This is a genomic window from Paenibacillus sp. FSL H8-0175, from assembly GCF_045040615.1.
Lineage (GTDB): Bacteria > Bacillota > Bacilli > Paenibacillales > Paenibacillaceae > Paenibacillus_AQ > Paenibacillus_AQ odorifer.
Genome location: NZ_CP150299.1, coordinates 860,286 through 884,351, shown reverse-complemented (window position 1 = coordinate 884,351; position 24,066 = coordinate 860,286). Strand labels below are relative to the sequence as shown.

The window sequence follows — 24,066 nt, the reverse complement described above, 5'->3', positions numbered from 1 at the left end:
ATTTGTTCACTGCCGCCCACCTTGTGCGCCACCGCCATCTGTACCTGGGTTGCCGTTTCTCCTTGTCCCACCATTCATGTTGGGAGATCCGCCCCCATCTTTCCCCCGCCCGCCGGTGAAGCCCTGTCCCCCGTTCGCTCTTGACCCGGAGTCAGTACTCGTTATCTTCTGTGCGGTAATAGCATCGCAGGAGACGAGCACCATGGAACAACTTAGCACTGCTATGAGCAAAGCGAAATACCGCTTGGTCCGCATCTTTGAATCCCCTCTTTCCGAGCGAACATAGTTAACGTGGAAAACATCTTTTTAACATATAATCGTATACGTCCTTAAAACCCATGTAGGATAATACGATCAGCAGCGGATACACCGGGTAAATATACCGGGACTTGATCTCCCATAAAAGATAGAATCCGATAAAGCCCAGCACCACAAGAATCAAAGAGGTCTCTTCAAATCTTTTGGCTCTTATTCCACCCATTAAGCGAACGAGTATAAATACATACATCAGAAAATTCAGAACATACAGCATCCATAACATTCCACTTCTATAATTGGAGTCTGCCTTAAACAAATCCGTAGCAGCATTAGTGTAGCTATAACGGTCCATGACAAAGCCCATTCTTCCCCCGTTACTGGATGATCCGTCATTTCCGAGCCCATATCGTTCCATCTGGTAGGTTCCTTCCGTCCAGGTCCAAACGATTTTTTTATAATACATCTTCACTAAGTCACTTAGGCCCGCCTCGGAGAGTTTATTACTGATTTCTTCTTTAAATAACTCCGTACTTTCTACCTTATTATAATTTGCATCCTGCTGATAGATAGCGTAGCTCTCCCGGTTGTCCCAGAACCCAAACGTCTCCAGATTGATCCCCATATTCAGCCACATGTAGACAGGTGCGGAATTTTCGTTCATCGGTTCATCTACAACATTCGTCGCCTGCAGCACAGCATTTTGCGTCCAGCCGGGAACATTAAACAATATGGCCGTGATAAACAAAGCGCTAAAAACCTTTTTCACCCCGATAGAACGTATGTTAAATAAAAGACCCGCCACCACGGTAATCAGAAAAATAACACCGATACTGCGGAAATAGTTGCCTATTGCCAGTAAGAGAGCTGCGAAGAGAATATCCTTAATGGACCTTCTTTTAATAAATCTTATGGCAAAATATAAAGCACTTGTCAGAAAGGCGGTAGCGATCACATCGTTATAGATAAAATTACTCATAAACAATGAAGGGATATAGGTTGCAGCAAACACGAGGATGCCATAATCCTTATCCTTGGACTTATAATTGAGCTCTTTATACAGCATGTAAATCATTAATGAGGTTAAGAGTGTAAACAGAATATTAAATATTTTGATTACCAGATAATTATCCGGAAAGATCAACAACAACGTCTTTAAATATAAAACGATCGAAAAATTAAACGGAAACATATGCAGATAGCCGTTCGTGTCAAACGACGAATAATCATTCCTGTACAGCATGTCGAGTGCCAATGAAAGCACTGTCTGCGAATCATCCGTCGGCAAGCGTGGAAACAGAAAGATAATCACCATCTGGATTGCAAAAGAAAACAGCAGTATGGCTGGAATGACTATTTTCCAACTGTACTTATTAAGCTTCAGGCACATTTTATACAAAATAACGCTTAATGCCAGCACCACTGCGATCACTAGAATAAAAAGACCCAGCTGTTGTCTCTCCAAAATTGGCGTGTCCCCATATACGAAATAATTATATTTCGCCCTAATAAAAAAGGAGGATGCGATAAAAAGACCGATAAAGAATGCAAGTATGAGATACAATGTTTTTTGAATTCCTCTTATCATGGAAAACCTCCTTTGCGCAATCGAAAGCCCTTTACAATCCGCTGCCCCGATTCATAAAAAGCATTATAAACACCCAAACTGAAAATCCAATGAAAATCGGAAGTTTGGGAATTCGCAAAGAAGAGATTTAGAAAGAGAGGTACGTCCTACAATTGGGAATCAAAAAATCGCAAATGTGATACGGAAGTTTCAAAATGGAGAGAGTTGCGGAGACAAAGAGAGGAAATGGAAAACTACTCCAATCCTAGGGAGTATTATGACAAGAGTCTTAATTCTCTTTCAAACGATTATGCTATACTGGTGGAGCAAATAGAATAGGCTTAAAGGGTCGGTCGGCTACCTCTCACCGAAGGGAGGGATGCCTTGTGACAGTGTTTGAAGCAATGATGCTTATGCTAACCTTTGGTTCGCTTATCGTAGCGCTGCTGTCCAATAAACGCAAATAGACCGCCCACTCACAAAGGCATGCGGTCTATCTGTCGTGTCCTATTTGCTGAAGCCTACCGCCCTTAAAAGCGGCTATTGCCTTGGGAGTCGTGTTACAGCACGGCTCTCTTTGCATTTTACGTCTTTTCTACCTTTAATATACCACAAATAATTTAATAACGTAATAATGTACGGTGTTACATTACATTTCCAATCTCCCAGAAAATCCATCCATCCTTGCGTACATCAGAACAATTTACTATCCATCTTTTTTAAAAACCGATTATTAGCGATTAAGCCTTTCACTCTCTTCGTTGTATTAGGCCCTTTCGGTGTGCTACCTCTTCTATTCAGCAAAATCCACCGTAGACATGCCCAAGCTTCAAAGATCTCAAGTTCTTCCTGATCCATATCATTTTCCAATAGATAAGCAGTTCGGAACACATCAGCATAACGCTCAGAGATATATATTTTCAGCAGAATAAGTGACCAGGCAAAATCATATCTAGAGTCTCCCAACTGGCCGTTCGTCCAATCGATTATGGTATATCGCTCTTTATCCTCCACTATATTTCCGATATGAAAATCCCCATGAATGATACAGTCTTGCTTCATTGGAGTTTGCTCAACAAGAGCAGTCAACACATTATAAATATCAGATTGTTCTTTGGCTTCAGGGAAAAAGTAGCCGATGAAATCGTATTTTGGCAGTTGTATATTTCCAATCTCTTCAACGCGAATCTTATGTATTTTTGCTAATAGGCTTGCGAGTTCCTTCATTTTCCTGGTATTCATTTTATGAATAGGGGTTCCGTCAAAACTTGTTAACAACACCTTATGTCCCTCCGGATTGATTCCCCAGCCCACTGGTTTAGAGACGGCTACTCCTCGTTCGGATAGAACATCCAATAAACGATATTGAAACTGGACATCCGGTCTGGATTCCTTATTCCATGTTTTCAGTACATAGCTCTCTTGATCAGAATTAATCCTCATGACCTCAGCTTCAAATCCTTGATCCATTGTATGCGCAGTTAAGCTGTCTTCCTGATTTAATAAGTCGTTTATGATTTCGTTGTGCTCTAGCCAATTTATGATAGATATAGGAGTTTTCAAAAATGGGTCTTCCTTTCGGATGATTGTATAGACTCTATGATTCTTCTGGAATGCCCGCTACGATCTCAAGCAAATTTCCTTCTGGGTCAGCTACAACAGATTCACGCAACCCATAGGGCTGCGAAATAGGTTCTTTTACAGGAGTCGCTCCTGCCTTTACCAGACGCTCAAATTCCTTGTCAACGTCCTCAGGTGAGGGAACGCCAAATGAAATTTCCATAGTCCCGTTTATCCCTCTGGGATAGGTTAGCTGTGACATATTCAGTGCATCCCGCTGACACAAATTAAAGAATACACCACTCTTCAGTTGAACCCCGGTAAATACGCCACCATCCCATTCTATAGCTATTTTCATGACGTCACGATAAAAGGTAACCATCTTTTCCATGTCTTTCACAAAAAAAGTGATCGCGCCGATTTCCATAAAATACACCTACTATTCTAAAATATTCCTTTTACGGTTATAGAAATAGTAACATAGGCTTTAAAATTATGAAATGAACTATAAAATAATAAAAAGCCCTGTAGAAACTCTACAGAGCTTAGTTACTGGGCAAAAGTATTTTTACAAATAACATAAAATAGATTGTTCTATCCAGTACATAAATACAGTATCCGGGCTTTCCTTTTCAAACTTTTTCATTTTTAAATACATATCCATTCCATCAGAAACATCATGCCATAAATCCGTAAATACAAAATCATATTTTTCCTTAGACATATGTTGTTCTGCATATTCGAAAGCATCTGCTTGGATAAGCCTGATCTTGTGAGCATTACTGAATTGTGGCAGTACATATTTATTAAATAAATCAATGACATCTTGATTTTTTTCAACAACCGTTATGCTTTCAACATTAACTTTTTCAGAAACCATATAAGCATAATAGCCAAGTCCAAGCCCAAATGTAAGAACATTCCCAAACGCTTTATGAACAGCTTCTTTCATTGTTTCTATTTCATTTGGTGTGATCGTCATCCAGATTCTTTCATTCTCCAAGACAGCCGGGAACATGAATTCAGTTTGAAAAAAACCAACCTGAGGAATTTGTCTTCCCTCTTCTGTCCGGATGATATCATTGCAAACAAAACCTTCAAAAGGTTTATATTTTTCATATTTTAATTCACTATTATTAATCTTTATAGTTGGTATCTTGATATTTTTATAATATGGATTGTCATAATATTCATTTGCATCAAGCTTATGAAGCATATTGCTAAAATATTGGTTGAACAATTCCTTATCATCAACATTATCAACCGTATCCATCCCAAAAGCAGCAGCCAGCATTAAACCAAAAGCGTATTCATAAGATACACCACAGTTTACGATTTCTTCAATTTCTTCTTTGTTAATAAAGTCGGGGGTATTATTCAAATAGCGGCTTAGTAAAGCAAACACTTTATAGTTATCTTCTTTTACTTTTTCTTTTATTACGTTATTAAATTCCATATTCTCACCTATTAATTAGAATTTGTTCCTATGTCTCATGTTAGTCTTTCCGGATTGACTAGTAGGCAATACTCTCATTTTACCATTTAAAAATCCAGAAGAACAAAAACCGCTTTACTAATCCGTGACAGTTACCACTTCTACAGTGAGAAAATCTCACGCCAAATCTTCTAGTTATATGGTTTATGGTCCATTTTCCGCCTAATCCGCTCAATATTTCGTTACCCTATGTTAGAATAGACGACTTGTATAATTTGTGAAAACTTTCACTAATAATCATGATTGATGGTATACTTAATAAGAAGATGAACTAAAGAGAATAACGATGGAAACTGTGGACGTAACCGTAGAAGATTTGAAGTTTGGAGAACAACAGCGACGCGCGCGCTTCTCCACTTCCAACTCCCTCTGATACTTCCTTTCTTTTTTGTCGGGTTCTTTTGGTACATCTTAATAGAGAAATATAAAAGTGGAGGGTTAACAATGAAAAAGAAAGCAGCTGGTGCTCTGAGTCTCGTCCTCTCTGTCATGCTCGTTACCGCAGGTTGCGGTAATGGAAACGACAAGGTGAACGAGAGCAAGAGTAATAACAACGAGAAAAAAGAAGTTGAAGCCGTCTCCGGGGCATCTGAAGCAAGCTACACACCATTCGATCAATTAAAAGATAAATATGATATCATCATTGTCGGTGCGGGTGGTGCGGGAATGTCCGCGGCGCTTGAGGCCAAAGAGAAAGGCATGAACCCTGTTATTTTGGAAAAAATGCCGGTTGCCGGCGGGAACACAACCAAATCCTCTTCGGGGATGAACGCTTCTGAAACGAAATTCCAAAAAGAACAAAACATTGAAGACAGCAATGATTTATTTTATGAAGAGTCATTAAAAGGTGGCCATGACACTAACGACAAAGAAATGCTTCGTTTCTTCGTTGATAATTCCGCGAGTGCGATCGATTGGCTGGATTCCATCGGAATCCGCTTGAACAATATCACCATTACAGGCGGCATGAACGAAAAACGTACACACCGTCCTGAAGATGGCTCTGCTGTGGGTCAATACCTTGTCAAAGGTTTAGTAAAAAACGTACAAGAGAAAGAAATCCCACTTTTCGTGAATGCTGATGTCAAAGAAATCACTGAAAAAGATGGCAAAGTAAATGGCGTCAAGGTCCTCTTTAACCAAACAGAGGAAAAAACAATTACGGCAGATGCTGTCGTTGTAACCACTGGCGGATTCGGTGCCAATATGGATTTGATCTCCGAAGTAAGACCTGACTTGGAAGGCTACGTTACTACTAACCAAATCGGCAGTACCGGGGACGGCATCAAGATGATTGAGAAACTCGGCGGCACAACCGTCGATATGGATCAAATCCAAGTTCACCCGACTGTGCAGCAAGAAAAATCCTACCTCATCGGCGAAGCTGTTCGTGGGGAAGGCGCTATCCTTGTTTCCAGTGAAGGTACACGGTTCACCAATGAATTGGATACCCGTGATAAAGTAACAGCTTCCATCAATACACTGCCTGAAAAAGCAGCTACGCTGGTCTTTGATTCCGGTGTTAAATCCCGTGTGAAGGCTGTTGAACAATATGACAAAATGGGCTTCGTGATTCAGGCGGATTCCATCGAAGCTTTGGCCAAAGAAATCGGTGTTCCAGAGGATAAGCTGGCAACAACGCTTGATACTTGGAACAGCGCCGTTAAGAATAAAAAGGATGCCGAATTTGGCAGAACTACAGGAATGGACAATGACCTGTCCACTGGTCCTTTCTACGCTATTAAAATTGCTCCTGGGATTCACTACACCATGGGTGGCGTGAAGATCAATACGAACACAGAGGTTCTAAATAAAGATGGTGAAGCTATCCCTGGTCTGTTTGCGGCAGGCGAAGTTACAGGCGGCTTACACGGACAAAACCGGATTGGCGGCAACTCTGTTGCAGAAATCATTATTTTTGGTCGTCAAGCTGGGATCAAATCTGCTGAATTCATAAAAGCAAAATAAGTAGATAACAGATACTATAGGCCTCACAGCAAAAAGCTCAAGCATCGGCAAGTTAGCCGCTGGCTTGAGCTTTTTTAATGGGATTAATCGCCAATAGTTCGGATAATAGTATCAAACGGATCTAATTCCAGGGTTTGTTGTCCATATTCCGTATCGATCGTAGTTTTTTGAAGCTGGTCGCTATTGTTAATCACGACGAGTATTTTACTTTCTGGATAATAAGCACACTCTGTATATAAATTATCCGTAATATACTTTGTTTCCTTTAACTCATTGCCGGCAAAACGGATCACATTTAACAGCAATCTTGTATTTTCAAAGCTTAAGGTGAAAGAAGGCAGGTAGATCCCCGTTCCTTTACCAAAGGCATGGGTGGACAATGTTATCATCCCACTCTTTTCACACAATACCGCTGCTGAGCCATCCGTAAGATAGATGTTATTTTTAGGTGTTATGCTGGCTCCTTCAGGCACTAAACCTTGCTCATCTCTAGCCTCAAATGTCCATCTTCCATGAGCTACCTTGGAGCCTGTATCCTCATCCAGACCAAGCACATGTGCCATTCTGAAAAAGCTGTCATAACCATCAAGCGCCGAAGGCTGATTGATACCTATAAAAGTACCGCCCTCATAAACCCATTCTGTCAGTAAGTCCACGCACTTATGGTCACTCCAATATTCTCCACCACTCCATGCTGAACCTGCCGAGCCGGCATTGATCACTACATCACACTCTTGTAATACTCCCTTACGGATATCTTCAAAATCAATAAACTGGACTTCAATCGGCAATCCGGACAAAGCCTCATTGATATGAATCAGATCATGCATATACGTTTCATGGAAATGCCCGGACAAGGTCCACGATCTCAATTTGCCCCAAGCGTGCAAAATGGCTACCTTCGTCTTAATGTGATACGGTTTGCCTTTATGATGCAGCTCTTTAATTTCTCTGAATTCATCCGCGATCTTTTCGATATAATCACAAAAATCCGGATAAGGCTCTACAAGATGCAAATATCCGCCCAGTCCAATCCGATCTATAGGTTCTCTGAGCAAGGCGCGCCGGATATTAATCCAATACTTTTTGGCATCGAGCGTAGGGTTACCTCCCTCCATAAACGTAGGAAGCCCTCCCAATCCAACCGGAAATAAATAGGGATGCAGCCGAATCTCATGGGTATCTACTTTTACACCAGAGCAAAGCCTTGCCTCATACCCTGAGAACACACATTTAATCATCCCGTCAAAACCAAACTCCTCAAAACGGTCATTGTAAGGCTCCATGCCAACCCAACTATCATCATAGAAGACATACGCCAGCTTATCGTGCTTATGCACAATATCAATTAATTGCTTACCAAATTCGATGACAAAATCATTGATAAATGCCATATAGTCCAGCTTCCGCTGCTGCGCCGGGATATGACTGACCCGATATTTCCCACCATTCACAAAATCCTCAGCCGTGAGCGAATACCCATATTTTTTGGCAAACAGATCAAGCGCCCTTGAGCTTACCGTAAAATCATATGAACCCCAGTCCGAGAACAAATGGCGATTGCGCTCATCACTGCCCCAGATCCAGGCGAAATTATAAAAGAGGGAGGTGAACCGAACCACTGTTGTTTCCTTATGCTTATGACACCAATCTTCTATCCAATGGAGTAAATATTTTTGCGTTTCTACATAGATGGGATCAATCTGCATCAGATGCTCTTTTTCCCAGTGATTCGTGGTGTGATTGTACATGGAGATCTCTTCCCAAATCCGGTAGACCATGAAGCTGACTGTGTATTTATGCCAAGGCGTTATTCCGGTAATGACTACATTTCCCGATTCCCGCTCATAATTCCACAGTTCTCTTGGAACCTCTTCGCCCGTCGTTCGGTCAAAAACCTGCCAGTACTTAAACGCCTCTTTGGAATCATTCACTCGGAATTGTTCAGCAAAAAAATCCTCCATCAGATAGATGGATAAATAATCCTGTACCGCTACCTTCGGATTAGTTATTAAAAAACTCTGCTGCAGTTTATCTGAATTCTGGGACGCCCATTCGTTATGATCTCTGATGATGCAGATTGTAGAATAAATGCCGTATCCTGCGTTGATAATCTCATCGGACAACTGTGTGCCGTCACTGTCACGGATGACATCGGCACCCCAACGTTCAGCTAATTCCAGGGTCAATGCCTCATAACCGGATTCTCCCGGCAGTGTAAAGGCCCCCGTTGTTTGTTTGGACAACTTGGATCCCTCCTATTTAAGCATATCGGATAGAAAAGCTAATGCTAAGCCTTGCCCCCAGCCTTGAATCCAGTCTTTTGGAATATTGCGGTATCCTTCCCGATCCTTCATAACCGCTGTTCCGCCAGAGACACCCAGTACCCGTCCATCTTCACTGATATTGTTCAAAATACCTTTCAGGGCTTTTTGCACATATTTGGTATGCAGCGGATTGCCGTTATTGATCATAGCAGCCGCAATACCGCAAGACGCGGATACTTCTTCATAAGACTCCTCGTCATCGAGTACTGTCCGCCACAGGCCGTTCTCCGTTTGCACCAGCTTGAGTGCGGCCAGCTGATCGCGCAGCGAACACTCCACGTCCATACACTGCGGATACAGATACCATTCTTTCAAAAGCTTTTTAACTTGCGACATGGTGTATGCGCCCCAAGCATTCGCTCTGCCCCAGAATAGTCCAGACATGTGATCCTGCTTCACATTATTGTAGCCATGGTACCAAAACCCGCTGCTAGGATCTTGCAGGTATTTGATATGCCAATAATATTGATTCAAGGCATCTTGAATCATTTCCTGATCCTTTAATTTGCTTCCTACACGGAGCAGGAAAAATGCCGCCATAAACAAGGTATCCGCCCATGCCTGTTCTGGAAAATCATTAGAAATAGAGACGGTATGCTGCAACACATGATCTCCGAATCTAAGCGCATTGTTCTGCAGATAATCTACTTTACTCATCACAATATCCCAATATTTCTGATTGCCTGTTTCCTCATACAAAGTGATCAGCATATGGCCCATGGCACAGGTATTTACCGTCCAATCCGGCAGACCCAGCTCGATATATTCATCTGCCCACTGGACAAGCATATCCAAATACTCTTTATTTCCAGTAGTTTCATAAGCTCTGGTTACCCCATAATAAGCCACACCACAAGGCCAGTCCCATGTTAAATCCATCGCCATTGTTTTTCTGACCACTTTGTCGATGACCCTTAAAATCTCTTCTCTGTCATAAGTTAATTGAAGCATCTTGTTTCTCCTCTCTTTCGCACACGCCCCCAAAGGCGCTTGAGAGCTGTCCGTCCATATTGTAAACGCTTTACTAACTCTATTGTAAGTAGTAAAATGGTCTGATTCTAAGCATATTCATAACTAAACTGTGCAATTTCAACCATTAACTTTTGTTCGCTATATCTTGGAATTAGCCGTGACTACAGAGAATATTTGGACTTCCGGCCGCTGTTGTCGTAAGAATTTCTTGATTTTATACCGCTCTTCGCGGTGGAAATCTGCAGACAAAGGCGGACGCTAACGCTCCTACAGTTCCAAACTTCTCCTCCGCCACTTTTTTCCCAAATTGTATAATATCAAGTTCTCTTTATATAGTTGAATTTGATATAACGTTAACCTATAATCTACTCAACCTACGTAATAAGAATGGGAGTATTGAGAATATGCCCAGAAAAAAGAAGCCCGTCATTGAATACCGCCACTACAGCTTACCGATAAACTTTCCTATCTTGCTGTTAAGTGGTGAACGTTGGAAGATTTCTGATATTAAAAGTGAACATCTGCATTTCCATAATCATTTGGAGATTGGCATTTGCCATTCGGATAGCGGCATCATGGAGATCAAAGGAGAATCTGTGCCTTTTAAAGCCGGAGATGTGACCTTCATCCCTAGGTATCTCCCTCATACAACTTATAGTTCGCCGAATGAAGCCAGTCTGTGGTCTTATATCTTTTTTTCGCCTGAGGAGCTTTTTCAGCAATCCTTCAAAAGCGCTTACAGCAACTTTGAGCCGAATCTGTGGGCAATTAAGGGAATAAACTGTATTTTGAATAAAGAGGAACATCCCAAGGTATATACCCTTGCGACATCGGTCGTAGAGGAATTGAAACAAAAAAATCCTTACTATCAAGAAAGTGCTTACGGCTTATTATTATCGCTTTATATAGAGCTTCTTAGAATTCATTCCCGGAATGAACCCTTGGTTAATCAAGACACAGAGCATAGCCTGAAGGGCGATTTTGTCATCTCACCCGTTCTGGAATACATCACTAAAAACTACATGATGCCGATTACCATCGATTTTTTAGCTGATCTGTGCCACCTAAGTACTACTCATTTCCGCAGGAAATTCCATGAGATTATGGGGTCCGCACCTCTCGACTTCCTAAACAGTACCCGTATTGAAGAGGCCTGCAAGCAGTTAAAAAGTACGGATGATTCCATTCTCTCCATCTCTGAGCAAGTCGGTTTTCAGTCCATATCCAGCTTCAACCGATGTTTCTCCAAGCTTATGGGTGAGTCACCTAAACAATGGCGTAAAGGCGCACAATCCGAAGCACAATCCGCTAAAGCGTCTATATTGGAGTTTACGGGGTGGGTATGATCCATTGATCCATTGATCTATTCTAGATCATCTTTCTCCCGATTGTTTTATATAACATGGTTCTTATCTTCTTTAACTGCGCAAAGTTTTCTTCAAATGAAATGCTGTGGGTCAGTGCCAGCCCTTTTGAGAAATCTTTTTTATATAGAAAAATTGATTCCAAATACAAACCTATGACATGAATCTGGTTCCAAGTAGGATAACTTGAATGATGATAGAAGACAGTCAGCGTTTCTAATGCATAAAAATTATGACACCATCTCGCTTCCTCCATTATGTACTTCATTGCCGGTCCATTATTGTTAATCATTATGTCTCGGAATTCATCTAAATGATTAGGCTGAACATCGACATATTCAATTGCATAAAATGGCTTTACATGCCGTTTTCGCGCGCCTTCCCCTGGTGTAGGGTACGTGCTGTTTGGTGTGGTTACAAGTAACTCTATACGGATTGTTTCGAGCACGAAAGGTATATTCACATTTTTTAAGTTAGGTAAAATGATTTCGGCATCTTCTTTTTCCTTGATCTGCATTAGGATAAGATAATCCCATATAATGAATTCTCCATGTTTTTCGGCTGTTTTGTTATGACTGTAAACTGAAATATCCTCCACAGCATTATTTTGAGTCATGGATCCTAGAACGTCTGTGAGTTGGCTCTTTATTTCTTTTTTCATATGCTTTTTATACTTCTTATCGACTCCGATACTCCAAGCAATATAATAAGTATCATTTTGTGGTGTCAGTTTTAGATTCTCTACGCTTATTTTCTTATCCATTTCTGTTTCCCTTTCTGTACAAGTCCCCAGCCATCGATGTATAATTCGTCTAAGATTTCTAATAGCTCGGAAGGGGTCTGAAGCAAGGCTGCTTATGGTTAATCGTAACGCTGCTTCCCAATAAACGCAAATAAGCCCCCTCTATGAACTGCCCCATCAGGCACAACAAAAAGGCATGCGTCCGGTACACTACCGAATTCATACCTAACAAGTCGCCTAATAAAATAAGCTGTTATGTGGTAAGGCTAGCCTTTACTTGACCTCACAAAATCTATTTAACAAGGAAATGATTTGTTCCTTGCTCATAGGGGCGTCGTGCCCCGGGATATACGTAGTAAATGAAAGAGTCGATAAAAGCTCAATATATTCTTTCATTTTTATCGGATCAATTTTACCTTCTCCATGATAATAATCCCCGCTATGTGCATCGCCTGCGAATAATACTCCCGCTTCTTTTACATATACAACACAAGAATCGTCTTCATGTGGCCCTCCTACCTTTATAATCTGGCAAGTGGTGCCCCCTAAATCCAGCGTTAAAGCATTCTCGAACATAATATTTCCTGTGCTAACCTTAATCTTATCAAACGTATCATATTCTTTTTTCATACAGTTATAGGCGAATGCTATTTCTTCTTTGGTCTCTAAGCGTTTTACCACAGATTCTTCATCCCATTCCCATTCTTTCAGGCGCTTTAGTGCCTCATTCGTTGCTGAAGAGACTATAGTTTCCCCGTCAAAAGCATGCATACCAAAGGTATGATCCCAATGCCAGTGCGTGATCAAAGCATATTTGGGACGTGGCAGATTGTTATCATCCAAACACTTTATAAAGGCATCTAAATGCGATTCTGAATTGCCACAATCAATCATAATTGAAAAGCTGTCACCTACAACATATCCCAAAACAGGTCTGTCTGTTTCTCGGACACTTTCCAAATAATAAATAGAGTCATTTATTTTTTTGAGTTCCATCCTATTTTCTCTCCTTTATGGATACAGGTAAAGATACGCTCTATGGGGGAGATGATTACCTATTTATAATGGATGAAGCAGGTCCCATTGAGCAAGGGAGAGTTTAGTTATATTCACAATGTACTACGCCGTAGTTCATAAAAATATTGCACAATCGGATGCTTTAACTGCATCTTCTCGCTCATGTTTAAAATCCGCTTTTTCCCAACCCGTCTATCCACTAAAGCCAGAATATTCAATAAGATATCATCGCTCTCTATGCTTTCCTCTATAGAAGTAGATAAAAACTTATTAGCTATAACGATAAAATTCGATTTACTTAATGACGTCTGTGCTGACAAAAGCTCCTTTGCAACTTCTGATATCTTTCTGCTTCTTGCAATGACTATTAGACGATCCTCCGGGATGTTCCCTTTACTATCTTTTCTAACCGCTTCAATGTCTTCAGGGTGGATTGGAATTTGGAGTTCTGAATCATTCTTAATCTCCTGCTCCGTCTGATACCATCTGATTGAGTTAGTTCTATCATTCATATTGAGTACGTTCTTTTTATCTACCGAAATATAACAGCTCCCTGATTTATCAGGTAAATAACGGTAGCTGCTTGCGCGATATTCAACCTTGCCGGATAACGCAGGACAGAGAAAACTCTCCAGTTGTTGCTTTAATTTGCTCCAGGACATGTATCCTCCAACAAGACGATCTCTTCTCCTCGTCTTTGTCTTATTTTTATATTTTCTTTTCCCCAAGAACACATAACATCCACGATCTTATTGGCTGTAACGCCATATTCCGTGAGGCTGTATTCAACTTTTGGCGGCATCTGCTGGTACACGAATCTTTTGACAAGCCCATCCCTCTCAAGTTCACGAAGCTGCTGGATCAGAACCTTTTGTGAGATGCCCTGAATATTACGCTGTAATTCACTTGTTCTTTTGGCACCGGACATCAAAAAGCAAATGATCAAAGCTTTCCACTTTCCGCCGATGATTTCTAGTGTTGCCTCTATCCCTAAATGATATTGTTTCATAGAATAACACCTCGTTCATGCTGATCAAATTAAGCTTACTCAAAACTTCATTGTTGCATATATTTTTTTCGGAGTCCAGTACACACCTCGAAGTAACCATCTTACTTTATTGTGTGCATTTTCTTTTTTTACAACCTGCAAGATAATAATAATATTCATAAATAATATAGGCCTGAGAATGGAGATTCATCATGAAAACACTAGTGATTTTGGCGCATCCGAACCTTGAGAATTCGAGGGTCAACCAGCGCTGGAAAGAAGAACTGCTGTTATATCCCAACGATATTACCCTTCATGAGATTTATAAAGAGTATCCTGACTGGAATATTGATGTTTCTAGAGAGCAGAATCAAATGGAAGCTTATGACCATGTGATCTTTCAATTCCCGTTGTATTGGTACAGTTATCCGCCGCTATTAAAAAAATGGTTTGATGATGTGTTGGCTTACGGATGGGCTTATGGATCAAACGGGAACAAGCTTAACGGGAAAAAGTTAGGGCTGGCCCTGTCCATCGGTGATAAAAAAGAAAATTATCAGCCAGCGGGCTCTGTTTCTTTTACCGTAGACGAAGTGATCGCACCCTTTAAAGCCAGTGCCAAACATGTAGGCGCAGAAGCCCTACCGTACTTTGCTGTTTTTGGAGCTTCATTCCAAGCTAGCGATGAAGAAATTAATACTAGCGCAAAAGAATATATCGAATATATCTTTAATCACCGTATTTGACACAAAACAAATTGGGCTATCCTTAGTCTTGTTCAAAGACTTTAAGGATAGCCCATAGCATTGTTGAAGCAGTCTAAAGATTCTCTGTAGTAAGGGTGAAGCCTTCGATCACGGCATCTTCGTCAACCTCAATCAAAATGCAGCGTCTCCCATGGTAATTCACTTGCTTCACATATTTTAAATCCTGCGGGCTGACCGAAATCGTAGCTACCTTTGTATCGATCTTAATCGATTTGGTAGTGAATTTCGGCATTACGCTGCTCGCCTTCATCTCATAATGCTTATCGTCAACGATCGTTTCAAACGCCCGTTCCACTTTTTCCATTGTCACGTTCTCTACGCCACTTACCGTGAGTACACGTTCCAGATCTCTATAATCGAGCTTTGGAGGTTCTTCCTTATCGTCGTTGGTTTCGATGACCTGATGGATCTCCTCGTACACCTGTGCGAGAGTGGTTGCATCAAGCTGTTCGCCCGCCACTTCCTTCACGATGTCTTCGAATATAGCTCTCTCTTCCAGTGCCGTCATGGATCTTTCGGCATTCAAGACCTCTCCGACAAAATGCGGATCTGGAAAGTTCGATTTCCCCGTACAATATAGAATACGGTTCACATCGGAATAATTGTCCGTCACACTTGGGTAAAAGAAACCTTGCTCCGGTGTGCTTAACTTGACGATCGGATCTACAATGACATTGTACTTGAACTCCCGCTCCACGTAATCAAACAAGAGAGCCTTCCGTTGTTTCTCCGTGGAATTCACGCTGCATAGGATAAAAGGATGCGCGAATAATTCGTTTTTCTCACTTTCCTCGGCTTCATCGTTTCTATCTTTAGTCGGGCGGAAATACTGTCCTCGAACGAAAGTGATCACCGTATCCCGTTCATAATGAGTATCCGCCATCATTCTGTCCACCAACAGCAGCATCAGGTCCTGCCATTCATCCGGATCTCCTGTCACCAAAGCTTGATGAAGCATCACCTGCGCCGGCTCCTCCGCTTCCGCTTGAAACTTCAACTCGAACAATTTCTGATCCAGTTCACCGGTCAGGAGTTTTTTGAAATTGCCCATATACAGCTCCTGCTTCTCTCTGTCCACCATTCCAAACGGCTGGCGCTCCCAATGATAGATCTCGTTGCTTTCCTTCATAATATACACGTTGAGAATATCGTAAATACTCATTAAATCGTGATCCAGCTTAAATTGCTTGCGTATATGCGCGACTTCTTTCTTTATCATGATTCGTTAGACAACTCCTAGGAAGATTAATTGGTCTTTTCAGTATAAAGGATAAAAAAAACCTTCGCTAGAAGGGGTTTTTAACGTTACTTCTTTTCAGTTTTGTTCCAAAGCAATAATACAACGACTTTACGTGATAATACTAGGCGGCTTAATCAGTTGAGACTCACGAATCGCTTGTGGGCGCGATAGTCTTCACTCTCTACTTTTGCAACAATGCTCTCTTGGGTCCAAAAATTATAAAACTGATCGCGGCCAACACCCAGACACCAATACCGCCATAGAGCATCACCAAACCAAAGCCGTGTACAAGCGAGGCATGGACGATAGCTCCGGATGCATCCAGTGAAGATAGTTCTGGAAAACCCTGATTGAGAGACGAAGTGTTTCCGGCAGCTGTTTTTTCGGCCAAAGATCGCAATTGTAAAACATCGACAGTCTCAGGAAAAGCTTTCTTCAAATAAGAAAAGATGCCTTCCTGTAAAATGAAGCCCATTACGGCAATGTTGATGGCTAGACTGATTAATCTGGCACTCATGTCTATGCCGGAAGCCATACCTGCACGAGTACTAGGTACCGAGCCGGTAGTCGTGTTGGTGACAGGCGTGTTGGTTAATCCCAGCCCAATACCAGCCAACAGAGAGCCGGGGAGCATAGTCAACCAGCTGGCGTGATCACCGCTGCTGCCATACTTCATCAAAATGAAGCCCAAGCCGATAACGAATAGACCCAATGGGATAACTATGCGCGGTTGGTAGCGGAGCGAAAATCGCTCTGCCAGAGGCGGAATTACCAGGGTGGGCAGTGCATAAGCCAGAACAGACAACCCGGCACTTACGATGTCGTAATCAAGCCCGCTCTGGAAATAAATTGGAAGATAGATCATGAATGGCCAAAAACTGAAATTCATCCCGACGGAGCCAAGGAGAGCACCAGAAAAATTACGTATCTTGAATACGGAAAAGTCGAACATTGGATGAGCACTGTGCTTCTCCGCAAATAGAAATACTATGAAACTTATTGCCACTGCAACAAGGATGCTGAGGGATGCTGTACCTCTAAAACCAAGTTCCGACCCTTGTGTGATAAAATAGACCAGGCCAAAAACCGTCAACGAAAGCGTGACGATGCCGATAATGTCCAGCTTTTTTGCCTGTGGATCGCTGGACTCCTCCACGCCGCTGAAGACAAGGATCAAAGTAAAAAGGGTCAGCGGGACATGGACCAGAAAAACCCAATGCCAGTTCAATACAGCCACGATCATACCGCCAATGATAGGTCCAAAACCGAGACCGATACCAAACACGATCCCCCATGTGCTAAAAGCTTTGCTGCGTTCTTCTCCTTTCTGAAACCGATGTGAAAGAATGGCTATCTGGCAAATCTGCATCGCGCCAGCACCCACGCCTTGAAGGAACCGGCTGGCGATCAGAACCGATGTGCTTTGCGCCAAGCCACAAATCAAAGATGTAATACCGAACAAGATAAGGCTGATAATAAAAATACGCCTCCTTCCATACCGGTCAGCCAGCGTTCCAACAGCCATCAGAACTGTCGCACAGGCAATGGTGTAGGCGTTCATAATCCATTGCATATCCTTGAGGCTACCGTGCAGTACCTTTTCCAGGGTAGGCAGTATCACAGGCACACTGGAAATTTCGAGGCCAAACATCAATGCGGACAAACATATAGCAGCTAATGTGATTATATTTTTGCGGGAGTGGGAGAGTCTCATTGGGAGTTTCCTCCAGACTCATCAATACGTGCCTGTAAATCTTCTGTACCTACTTTATTTAAATCAAATTTTCTCAATGGTAGCCATCCTCTCTAACTTTCCAAGTGTAGATCATCATTTTGGTGAGAGTCATATTATATAATGTAAATTATTCATTTTACATATTATAATCAATCAATTATGATGATTTAACAAAGTAATTAAAGGAGTTTTAATGAATTACCTTAAATATAAAGGAGGCCATCCAAAGTGGATCATGTAGACAAACAAATTCTCTTCTATCTTCAAAATCAAGCGAGGATTTCAATGACAGAACTGGGGAAATCCGTAGGTCTGTCTCAACCTGCGGTTACGGAACGAGTTAGAAGAATGGAAGAGAAAGGAATCATTGAGGAATATCGCACCATCATCTCCCCTGAAAAAATCGGGAAAAATACGGCAGCCTATATGTTGTTTCGGACTAGAGACTGCCTGGCATTTCTTGACTTTGTCCATGCCTCTCCCCAAGTTGCCGAGTGCCACCGTATAAGTGGAGAACACAGCTATTTATTAAAAGTAGTGACCGAATCTACACATGCTCTTGAAGAGTTTGGCAATCAATGTGATAAGTATGGAACCTATACGATCCTGATTGTTATGTCTTCACCGATAGATCATAGATTTCTCATTCATTCTCTCGAAGAGGCATCTAAAGTAGACTAATGCCAAGCAGAAGGACAACGAGTTTACAGAGAAGTAGCTTTATTAAGAGCGTCTTACAATAAGCAGGAATAAATGTTTAGTTAAAAAAAACGACATCTCTGTCGTTTTAAGGAATACGTATGGTGGCACTTTAGCGGATCGAATCGCTGACCTCCTTTTTTACTACTCATTTATCGCATGCTCTAATGCATAGTCTTCAAGCTGAATATCTACCTGTTGATTCATGGCCAGCTTGGCTAGCTGCTCACCAAGAAAGGGCCCCATCGTTAATCCGGATGACCCTAGTCCATTAGCAACAATTAGTTTATTCCATCCTTGAACCCTGCCCAACACGGGAAGAAAATCTGCTGTAAATGGACGGAACCCTACTCTTATCTCATTTAGGCTACAATCCGCAAGACCGGAAGCCGTTTGAAGACCTTTATTTAGAATTTCTTGCATTCCTCCTGCGGTTACAGCAGTATCATAACCTACGACATCATTTTCGTGAGTAGCACCTACCACGATATTTTGATCTGCAAATGCGAGTATATATTGATCTGTAGGCGGCATTACCACAGGCCATTGCTCTGTACTCGCTTGTTGAGCAAGCTTCAAATGCATAATTTGAGCTTTTTGATAACGCACCTGAAGCATGATCCCAAGCGGATGAAGCAAAGCGTTAGACCAAGCCCCTGCGCACACAATCACTTCATCCGCTGTGAATGTCTGTTCTCCTACACTAACCCCTTTAATTTCATGTTCATCATGTTCTAAAATAGCATCGCCCTCAATCATTTGCGCACCATTACGCTGAGCAGCCCTTAGCAAAGCATCACGTAATTCACGTCCGTTCACTCTTGCTGCACCGGATACATGAAGCGCATGATAACCTTCCGACAATAAGGGAAACTTCTCTTGCGCTTCAAGATCCGTCAGCATCGTAAGTTCCCCTATTTCAGGGGCGTCCTCTCTGCGCAGCTCCGCTCTTTCTTTCATCGCGAGTAACTTTTTCAAATCCTCATGGATACATATCGCTCCAACTTTTGCGTATCCAGTCTCGGTTTCTCCAGCCTCTTCCAACTCTTGAATAAGTGCCGGATAAAAGCTTGCTCCCGCTTTAGCAAGACGATACCATGCTTTGTTTCTGCGTTGAGACAACCATGGACAAATAATCCCTGCTGCTGCATCCGTTGCTTGTCCAACATCCTTACGATCTATAATGATGACCTCAGCACCTAACTTACTTAGCTGATAAGCTGCTGAAGCCCCTAATATGCCTGCACCAATTACAATAACCTTGTTCATGTTCGAAGTCCCTTCAGTTATTCATTTTTTTTAATCATTCACTACTTACCCATTGTATCTTAAATTTGACATTTCTAATGAATTATCGTACTATAAATTTCACTCAGTTAAAAGTACTTTAATTGAAGTACTAAAATAAAAGTGTTATTCAGAAGAAAGAAGGAATACAGTTGAAGTTTTCACAGTTTTTGAAGTCCAAAGGGGCCATTGGTTCTATTTTTATGGGTGTGTTCTATGCCATTGCGATGCTTGGTATTTTCTTACCAGGGTATACAGCACTTCCAGGGAACATGGATGATTTAAAAATTGCTATTGTCAATGATGATGCAGGTCAATATGGGGCTCAGATTTCGAGTCAGTTCTCGGAGAGTTTACCATTCAAAACGATAAAAACGGATGTATCGAATAAAAAAGCGATGGATGAATTAGAACATAATAAGTTAGCTCTAGTTGTCCATATTCCAGAAGAATTTTCAGCCAACGTTCAAAGCGGTAAGGTATCCGCAAGTATTGATTTCACAGTCAACGAAGCTTCTGCCACCATGGTATCTTCAGCCATGTCTTCCGTTGTAGGAGAAATTAACAAACAATTAAGCGCGAACTTCTCAGAGCAAACCGCAAAAGGTGTGTTAATGAACTTTAACGTACCAGAAGAACAAGCCACCGCAATGGCTACACAAATTGAAAATAGCTATGTCGGGAATTATGTTGTCATCAATGATGTTCCGGACGGCATGCACAACAACATGTTACCTATGTTCTTAACTATGGCTGGTTATGTTGGGGCAATGATTGCCTCCATGCAATTAGTTGCTTCTTTTAAAGCGAACCGCGGGAAAGCAAGCAAGACAAAACTGTTTATGTTCGTTCAATTCACAGCTTTATTAATCGCTGTATTATCAACAGTCGTTGCTTTAACCATTGCCTTCTCTGTTGCAGATGTAGACCTATCCTTACTGTTACCAGTTGCTGCTCAACAAATTCTAATGTATATGGCTGCATTCAACGTGTGTGCGATTATGGTCTTCCTAGTTGGCGAAGGCGGTATGGTCTTAAATATTCCAATCCTGCTCATGCAAACCATCGCCAATGGTGCTACCATGCCTCGTGATATGATGTATACACCATACGATTGGTTCGGCCGCATCACCCCGATGTATTATTCTGTGCAAGCTTATTTGGCACAAATGTTTGGTTCCATTAGTCCAGCCCCCTTCTTATGGGGATTAGCAGGCGTATTTGCCGGGGCTATGATGATTAACATTGTAATCGTCCGGTTTGTTCATAAACCTGTACCTGTGACTAAAGAAACTATACTGCCCGTTGAAGTTAAAAATACAGCTGAAATAACCGCCTAGGTTTGGTAAGATAGAGTTTAGCCAACAATTAGGAGTGGGTTCTGTGATGTCAATTCAAATTTATATCTTAAGTAAGTTAATGGATGAAAATAATTATCCTTATAAATTAAAAAAAGAACTATCCACCCCTATTCCTTTTGATAAATTGCTCAATCTATCTGAAAGCAAACTGTATTATCACTTTGAATCTCTTACGAAACAGGGCTTAGTTGAACAGGTAGAGATTATCAAAGAAGAACATCGTCCAGACAAACAGGTGTTTTCCATTACCGATAAAGGGCGCAAGCAGCTCCCGCTAAAAATTTATAAGGTAATAGAAGATGCAGAATCCATTTCAGATATGATTGTCGCTCTTGTGAATCTTCGTTTTGTAGAGACTGATAAAGTGATCCCGATTATCGAGAAGAAAATTGAACAGTCACTTATAAAAAAAGATCAATTAAATCAAATCTACCAGCAAATAGATGTAGATAGCTCCACTCGTGAAAGTGTAGATTTCATGGAAAGCTACTACGCTTCTCAACTTGAGCAATCTATACACTGGTGGAAAGTTCTTTTAGAAAAGCTGAAAACGAAAACTATATAAAAAAGAATGCCTTGGATTATTGCATAATCAAGGCATTCTTTTTTTATTTCCAGCATCAATCACACAATAGCTTTTTTCAGTTATTCACTTTTAATTAATAAATATAAAAAGTATGGAGCACCGATTAAAGCCACGATTACTCCTGCTGGTATTTCAGTATTGGCTACTACCATTTTACCAAGCGCATCTGCAATAACAACTAATCCGCCACCGATTAATAAACACGCGGGAATCATTATTTTATGGCCACGAAAGAGTCGTCTAACTAAATGTGGAACTACTAGTCCTACAAATCCAATGCTCCCACTGACAGCAACCGCTGGTGCCGCCAATAAGACACTACACACTAAAAACCAAACACGATACTTATTTAGAGATACCCCTAAACTAATGACTACAGGATCGTTAAGCCTTAGTACATCCAATATAAGATGATTCCGAATTAATAAAGGCACAATAAGAAGTAACCAAGGCAGCATAGCATACACGTGACTCCAATTACTATTCCCTATGTTCCCTGCCAGCCACACCTTAATCATCTGATACTGCGAAGGATCTAGTACGAAGGTTAACACAATCATAAATGCACTAATCGCAGCCGCAACAGCAATACCAGTATAAATTAATCGAATGGGAATAATGCCTTGATTGCGATCATAGGAAAGCATAAATAATAGAGCGACAACGATAAATCCGCCCAATAAAGCATACAGTGGCTGAACATAAGTATGTAAGCCGGTTGAGCTATTTTGTAAGAGTAAAAATAACATCATGGATAATCCAGCACCAGCATTTATCCCCAGTATGCCCGGGTCGGCCAAAGCATTTCGGCTTATAGCTTGCAGCAGCATTCCTGCTATTGCCAACGCGCCACCTACTAGAAAACCCAAGATCATACGTGGAATACGGAACTGAAAAAGTACAAGCTCCTGCCTCGGTGTTCCATTTCCCAATACGGTTTGCCATAACTCTTGTAAGCTTAAGCTGCTTTGACCAGTAGATACACTATATATAAAGCCTAGCAGTAAAATGATTGCTATAATTATAAATTTCCATCTTAGCTTCACTATAGCTCCCGCCTTTCTTTACGCGCCAAATATAGAAAGAACGGAACACCAATAACCGCAATCACAGCACCTACAGGGATTTCATAAGGGGCATTTACGATACGTGCCACTAAATCAGCAAGCACAACAAGGATGGCTCCCAGAATTGCGGATAATGGAATAATATAACGATAATCCACACCCACTATGTAACGTACCAAATGCGGAGCAATTAAGCCCACAAAGCTTACAGATCCGGCTAAAGCACATGAAATCCCAGCTAACATAAATGCGGCTAAAAGCGAAAGATTTTTGATAAGTTTTATATTAACGCCTAACCCTTCCGCTGTCTCATCCCCTACAGAAAGTATAGTAATCGACTTTGAAATTACGATGGCAAGTAATAGCGCAAGAAGCATCCACGGCAACATTTGCTGTAGATGGGCCATGCTAATGCCACTTAAACCTCCTCCATACCAAAAAGCCACCTGCTGAGCCACTGAAAAAAAGATACTTATTCCTTCACTTAGGGCAGTTAGCATAGCAGAGATGGCAGCACCCGCCAATACAAGCCGAATAGGCGTCATGCCTCGTTTACTTAATAAACCAACACTAAAGACTAAACCCGCTCCCAATCCCGCACCTAGAATACAGAGCCAAAGTGTACCTGTGAATGAAATCGTCGGCAGGAAAACCATAGCAATAACTAGCGTGACCCCCGCCCCAGCATTTAATCCAAGAATCCCCGAATCCGCTAAAGGATTGCGACTAATCCCTTGAATAATCGCTCCACTTACTGCAAATCCAGCGCCTGTTGCCATAGCGGCAAGTACCCGGGGTAAACGAATCGACTGGATCACCTGATGGGTAGACGCCTTATCATCAAAAGCAAAAATAGACATGAATACATCTGCGAAGGGCATTTTTTTCGCGCCAAGGGCCATAGCAAGCACTAATACGCCTATTAATAGGAGGAGCATGAGGATTAGCAATAATAAAAAGGAGAACTTTTTTTCTCCTGCTAGTGATGATTTCTGAACATTTGCGGCCAATGTTTCCAACCCTTTCCCTTCACTTTACAAAAAGAGCCAGCCAAGGGCCAGCTCAGATG

The 24,066-nt window shown here is 41.5% G+C and carries 23 protein-coding genes; 7 read left to right on the top strand and 16 right to left on the bottom strand.

Features of this window, described 5'->3' with window-relative positions:
• Positions 1-6: 6 nt before the first annotated feature.
• Both MHH46_RS03870 and MHH46_RS03865 read right to left on the bottom strand, forming a co-directional pair.
• Positions 7-255, bottom strand: coding sequence for a hypothetical protein (locus MHH46_RS03870; RefSeq protein WP_076190102.1), 249 nt, complete (start codon positions 253-255; stop codon positions 7-9).
• Between the two features lie 31 nt (positions 256-286).
• Positions 287-1,843: a glycosyltransferase family 39 protein gene (locus tag MHH46_RS03865; RefSeq protein WP_076190101.1), complete on the bottom strand. Its 1,557-nt coding sequence runs from the start codon at positions 1,841-1,843 to the stop codon at positions 287-289.
• A 365-nt stretch (positions 1,844-2,208) separates the two neighbouring features.
• On the opposite strand from MHH46_RS03865, the gene MHH46_RS03860 reads away from it, so the two are divergent.
• Entirely contained in the window at positions 2,209-2,289 is an 81-nt protein-coding gene (locus tag MHH46_RS03860) for a putative holin-like toxin (RefSeq protein WP_367946913.1), read from the top strand.
• Between the two features lie 226 nt (positions 2,290-2,515).
• Here the strand turns inward: MHH46_RS03860 and MHH46_RS03855 are convergent, their stop codons facing one another.
• The 3 genes from MHH46_RS03855 to MHH46_RS03845 all read right to left on the bottom strand — a co-directional run bounded on the left by MHH46_RS03855 (position 2,516) and on the right by MHH46_RS03845 (position 4,838).
• Entirely contained in the window at positions 2,516-3,385 is an 870-nt protein-coding gene (locus MHH46_RS03855; protein WP_076190100.1) for an aminoglycoside phosphotransferase family protein, read from the bottom strand.
• Between the two features lie 34 nt (positions 3,386-3,419).
• On the bottom strand, positions 3,420-3,809 hold the full coding sequence (locus MHH46_RS03850; RefSeq protein ID WP_076190099.1) for a VOC family protein: 390 nt from the start codon (positions 3,807-3,809) through the stop codon (positions 3,420-3,422).
• 141 nt (positions 3,810-3,950) lie between these two features.
• The gene (locus tag MHH46_RS03845; protein WP_248549422.1) at positions 3,951-4,838 is read right to left on the bottom strand and encodes a hypothetical protein; all 888 of its coding nucleotides are present in this window, start codon (positions 4,836-4,838) and stop codon (positions 3,951-3,953) included.
• Between the two features lie 483 nt (positions 4,839-5,321).
• Here MHH46_RS03845 and MHH46_RS03840 point away from each other — a divergent pair, with 483 nt between their 5' ends.
• A complete protein-coding gene (locus MHH46_RS03840) occupies positions 5,322-6,845 on the top strand; it encodes a flavocytochrome c (RefSeq protein WP_076190098.1) in 1,524 nt (507 codons plus the stop codon).
• A gap of 83 nt (positions 6,846-6,928) precedes the next feature.
• On the opposite strand, the gene gnpA is transcribed toward MHH46_RS03840, so the two are convergent.
• Both gnpA and MHH46_RS03830 read right to left on the bottom strand, forming a co-directional pair.
• A complete protein-coding gene (gene gnpA / locus MHH46_RS03835; protein WP_076190097.1) occupies positions 6,929-9,091 on the bottom strand; it encodes a 1,3-beta-galactosyl-N-acetylhexosamine phosphorylase in 2,163 nt (720 codons plus the stop codon).
• A gap of 12 nt (positions 9,092-9,103) precedes the next feature.
• The gene (locus MHH46_RS03830) at positions 9,104-10,123 is read right to left on the bottom strand and encodes a glycoside hydrolase family 88 protein (protein WP_076128555.1); all 1,020 of its coding nucleotides are present in this window, start codon (positions 10,121-10,123) and stop codon (positions 9,104-9,106) included.
• Between the two features lie 425 nt (positions 10,124-10,548).
• Here MHH46_RS03830 and MHH46_RS03825 point away from each other — a divergent pair, with 425 nt between their 5' ends.
• Positions 10,549-11,490, top strand: a complete 942-nt coding sequence (locus tag MHH46_RS03825; protein ID WP_076190096.1) for an AraC family transcriptional regulator — start codon at positions 10,549-10,551, stop codon at positions 11,488-11,490.
• Positions 11,491-11,512: 22 nt separating this feature from the next.
• Here MHH46_RS03825 and MHH46_RS03820 read toward each other — a convergent pair whose 3' ends face one another.
• The 4 genes from MHH46_RS03820 to MHH46_RS03805 all read right to left on the bottom strand — a co-directional run bounded on the left by MHH46_RS03820 (position 11,513) and on the right by MHH46_RS03805 (position 14,276).
• Entirely contained in the window at positions 11,513-12,271 is a 759-nt protein-coding gene (locus tag MHH46_RS03820) for a hypothetical protein (protein WP_076190095.1), read from the bottom strand.
• Positions 12,272-12,523: 252 nt separating this feature from the next.
• Positions 12,524-13,246, bottom strand: coding sequence for an MBL fold metallo-hydrolase (locus MHH46_RS03815; protein WP_076190094.1), 723 nt, complete (start codon positions 13,244-13,246; stop codon positions 12,524-12,526).
• Positions 13,247-13,359: 113 nt separating this feature from the next.
• The gene (locus MHH46_RS03810) at positions 13,360-13,929 is read right to left on the bottom strand and encodes a hypothetical protein (protein ID WP_076185132.1); all 570 of its coding nucleotides are present in this window, start codon (positions 13,927-13,929) and stop codon (positions 13,360-13,362) included.
• On the bottom strand, positions 13,911-14,276 hold the full coding sequence (locus tag MHH46_RS03805) for a helix-turn-helix domain-containing protein (RefSeq protein ID WP_076128545.1): 366 nt from the start codon (positions 14,274-14,276) through the stop codon (positions 13,911-13,913). The genes MHH46_RS03810 and MHH46_RS03805 overlap by 19 nt, the downstream gene beginning before the upstream one ends.
• 191 nt (positions 14,277-14,467) lie before the next feature.
• Here MHH46_RS03805 and MHH46_RS03800 point away from each other — a divergent pair, with 191 nt between their 5' ends.
• The gene (locus MHH46_RS03800; RefSeq protein ID WP_076190093.1) at positions 14,468-15,001 is read left to right on the top strand and encodes an NAD(P)H-dependent oxidoreductase; all 534 of its coding nucleotides are present in this window, start codon (positions 14,468-14,470) and stop codon (positions 14,999-15,001) included.
• Between the two features lie 73 nt (positions 15,002-15,074).
• Here the strand turns inward: MHH46_RS03800 and MHH46_RS03795 are convergent, their stop codons facing one another.
• A complete protein-coding gene (locus MHH46_RS03795; RefSeq protein ID WP_076185135.1) occupies positions 15,075-16,241 on the bottom strand; it encodes a DUF4317 domain-containing protein in 1,167 nt (388 codons plus the stop codon).
• A gap of 202 nt (positions 16,242-16,443) precedes the next feature.
• Positions 16,444-17,976, bottom strand: a complete 1,533-nt coding sequence (locus MHH46_RS03790) for an MFS transporter (protein WP_076128539.1) — start codon at positions 17,974-17,976, stop codon at positions 16,444-16,446.
• Between the two features lie 249 nt (positions 17,977-18,225).
• Here MHH46_RS03790 and MHH46_RS03785 point away from each other — a divergent pair, with 249 nt between their 5' ends.
• The gene (locus MHH46_RS03785; protein ID WP_076128537.1) at positions 18,226-18,678 is read left to right on the top strand and encodes an Lrp/AsnC family transcriptional regulator; all 453 of its coding nucleotides are present in this window, start codon (positions 18,226-18,228) and stop codon (positions 18,676-18,678) included.
• A 162-nt stretch (positions 18,679-18,840) separates the two neighbouring features.
• Here the strand turns inward: MHH46_RS03785 and MHH46_RS03780 are convergent, their stop codons facing one another.
• Positions 18,841-19,965, bottom strand: coding sequence for an FAD-binding oxidoreductase (locus MHH46_RS03780; protein WP_076128535.1), 1,125 nt, complete (start codon positions 19,963-19,965; stop codon positions 18,841-18,843).
• 170 nt (positions 19,966-20,135) lie between these two features.
• On the opposite strand from MHH46_RS03780, the gene MHH46_RS03775 reads away from it, so the two are divergent.
• Together MHH46_RS03775 and MHH46_RS03770 are read left to right on the top strand one after the other, a co-directional pair.
• Complete coding sequence (locus tag MHH46_RS03775; protein WP_076185138.1) at positions 20,136-21,323, top strand: YhgE/Pip domain-containing protein; 1,188 nt, start codon at positions 20,136-20,138, stop codon at positions 21,321-21,323.
• A 46-nt stretch (positions 21,324-21,369) separates the two neighbouring features.
• Positions 21,370-21,909, top strand: a complete 540-nt coding sequence (locus tag MHH46_RS03770) for a PadR family transcriptional regulator (protein WP_076128531.1) — start codon at positions 21,370-21,372, stop codon at positions 21,907-21,909.
• A gap of 80 nt (positions 21,910-21,989) precedes the next feature.
• On the opposite strand, the gene MHH46_RS03765 is transcribed toward MHH46_RS03770, so the two are convergent.
• Entirely contained in the window at positions 21,990-22,976 is a 987-nt protein-coding gene (locus MHH46_RS03765; RefSeq protein WP_162164281.1) for an iron ABC transporter permease, read from the bottom strand.
• Positions 22,976-24,016, bottom strand: coding sequence for an iron ABC transporter permease (locus MHH46_RS03760; RefSeq protein WP_076190092.1), 1,041 nt, complete (start codon positions 24,014-24,016; stop codon positions 22,976-22,978). Before MHH46_RS03760 ends, MHH46_RS03765 begins: the two co-directional genes overlap by 1 nt.
• Between the last annotated feature and the right edge of the window lie 50 nt (positions 24,017-24,066).

What these genes read in the sequence shown, in the direction of transcription:
- MHH46_RS03810 (WP_076185132.1), bottom strand. Translation starts at nt 13,929, where the DNA reads ATGTCCTGGAGCAAATTAAAGCAACAACTGGAGAGTTTTCTCTGTCCT.
- MHH46_RS03820 (WP_076190095.1), bottom strand. Translation starts at nt 12,271, where the DNA reads ATGGATAAGAAAATAAGCGTAGAGAATCTAAAACTGACACCACAAAAT.
- MHH46_RS03780 (WP_076128535.1), bottom strand. Translation starts at nt 19,965, where the DNA reads ATGAACAAGGTTATTGTAATTGGTGCAGGCATATTAGGGGCTTCAGCA.
- MHH46_RS03800 (WP_076190093.1), top strand. Translation starts at nt 14,468, where the DNA reads ATGAAAACACTAGTGATTTTGGCGCATCCGAACCTTGAGAATTCGAGG.
- MHH46_RS03870 (WP_076190102.1), bottom strand. Translation starts at nt 255, where the DNA reads ATGCGGACCAAGCGGTATTTCGCTTTGCTCATAGCAGTGCTAAGTTGT.
- MHH46_RS03830 (WP_076128555.1), bottom strand. Translation starts at nt 10,123, where the DNA reads ATGCTTCAATTAACTTATGACAGAGAAGAGATTTTAAGGGTCATCGAC.
- MHH46_RS03805 (WP_076128545.1), bottom strand. Translation starts at nt 14,276, where the DNA reads ATGAAACAATATCATTTAGGGATAGAGGCAACACTAGAAATCATCGGC.
- MHH46_RS03770 (WP_076128531.1), top strand. Translation starts at nt 21,370, where the DNA reads ATGTCAATTCAAATTTATATCTTAAGTAAGTTAATGGATGAAAATAAT.
- MHH46_RS03850 (WP_076190099.1), bottom strand. Translation starts at nt 3,809, where the DNA reads ATGGAAATCGGCGCGATCACTTTTTTTGTGAAAGACATGGAAAAGATG.
- MHH46_RS03815 (WP_076190094.1), bottom strand. Translation starts at nt 13,246, where the DNA reads ATGGAACTCAAAAAAATAAATGACTCTATTTATTATTTGGAAAGTGTC.
- MHH46_RS03845 (WP_248549422.1), bottom strand. Translation starts at nt 4,838, where the DNA reads ATGGAATTTAATAACGTAATAAAAGAAAAAGTAAAAGAAGATAACTAT.
- MHH46_RS03840 (WP_076190098.1), top strand. Translation starts at nt 5,322, where the DNA reads ATGAAAAAGAAAGCAGCTGGTGCTCTGAGTCTCGTCCTCTCTGTCATG.
- MHH46_RS03825 (WP_076190096.1), top strand. Translation starts at nt 10,549, where the DNA reads ATGCCCAGAAAAAAGAAGCCCGTCATTGAATACCGCCACTACAGCTTA.
- MHH46_RS03790 (WP_076128539.1), bottom strand. Translation starts at nt 17,976, where the DNA reads ATGAGACTCTCCCACTCCCGCAAAAATATAATCACATTAGCTGCTATA.
- MHH46_RS03865 (WP_076190101.1), bottom strand. Translation starts at nt 1,843, where the DNA reads ATGATAAGAGGAATTCAAAAAACATTGTATCTCATACTTGCATTCTTT.
- MHH46_RS03795 (WP_076185135.1), bottom strand. Translation starts at nt 16,241, where the DNA reads ATGATAAAGAAAGAAGTCGCGCATATACGCAAGCAATTTAAGCTGGAT.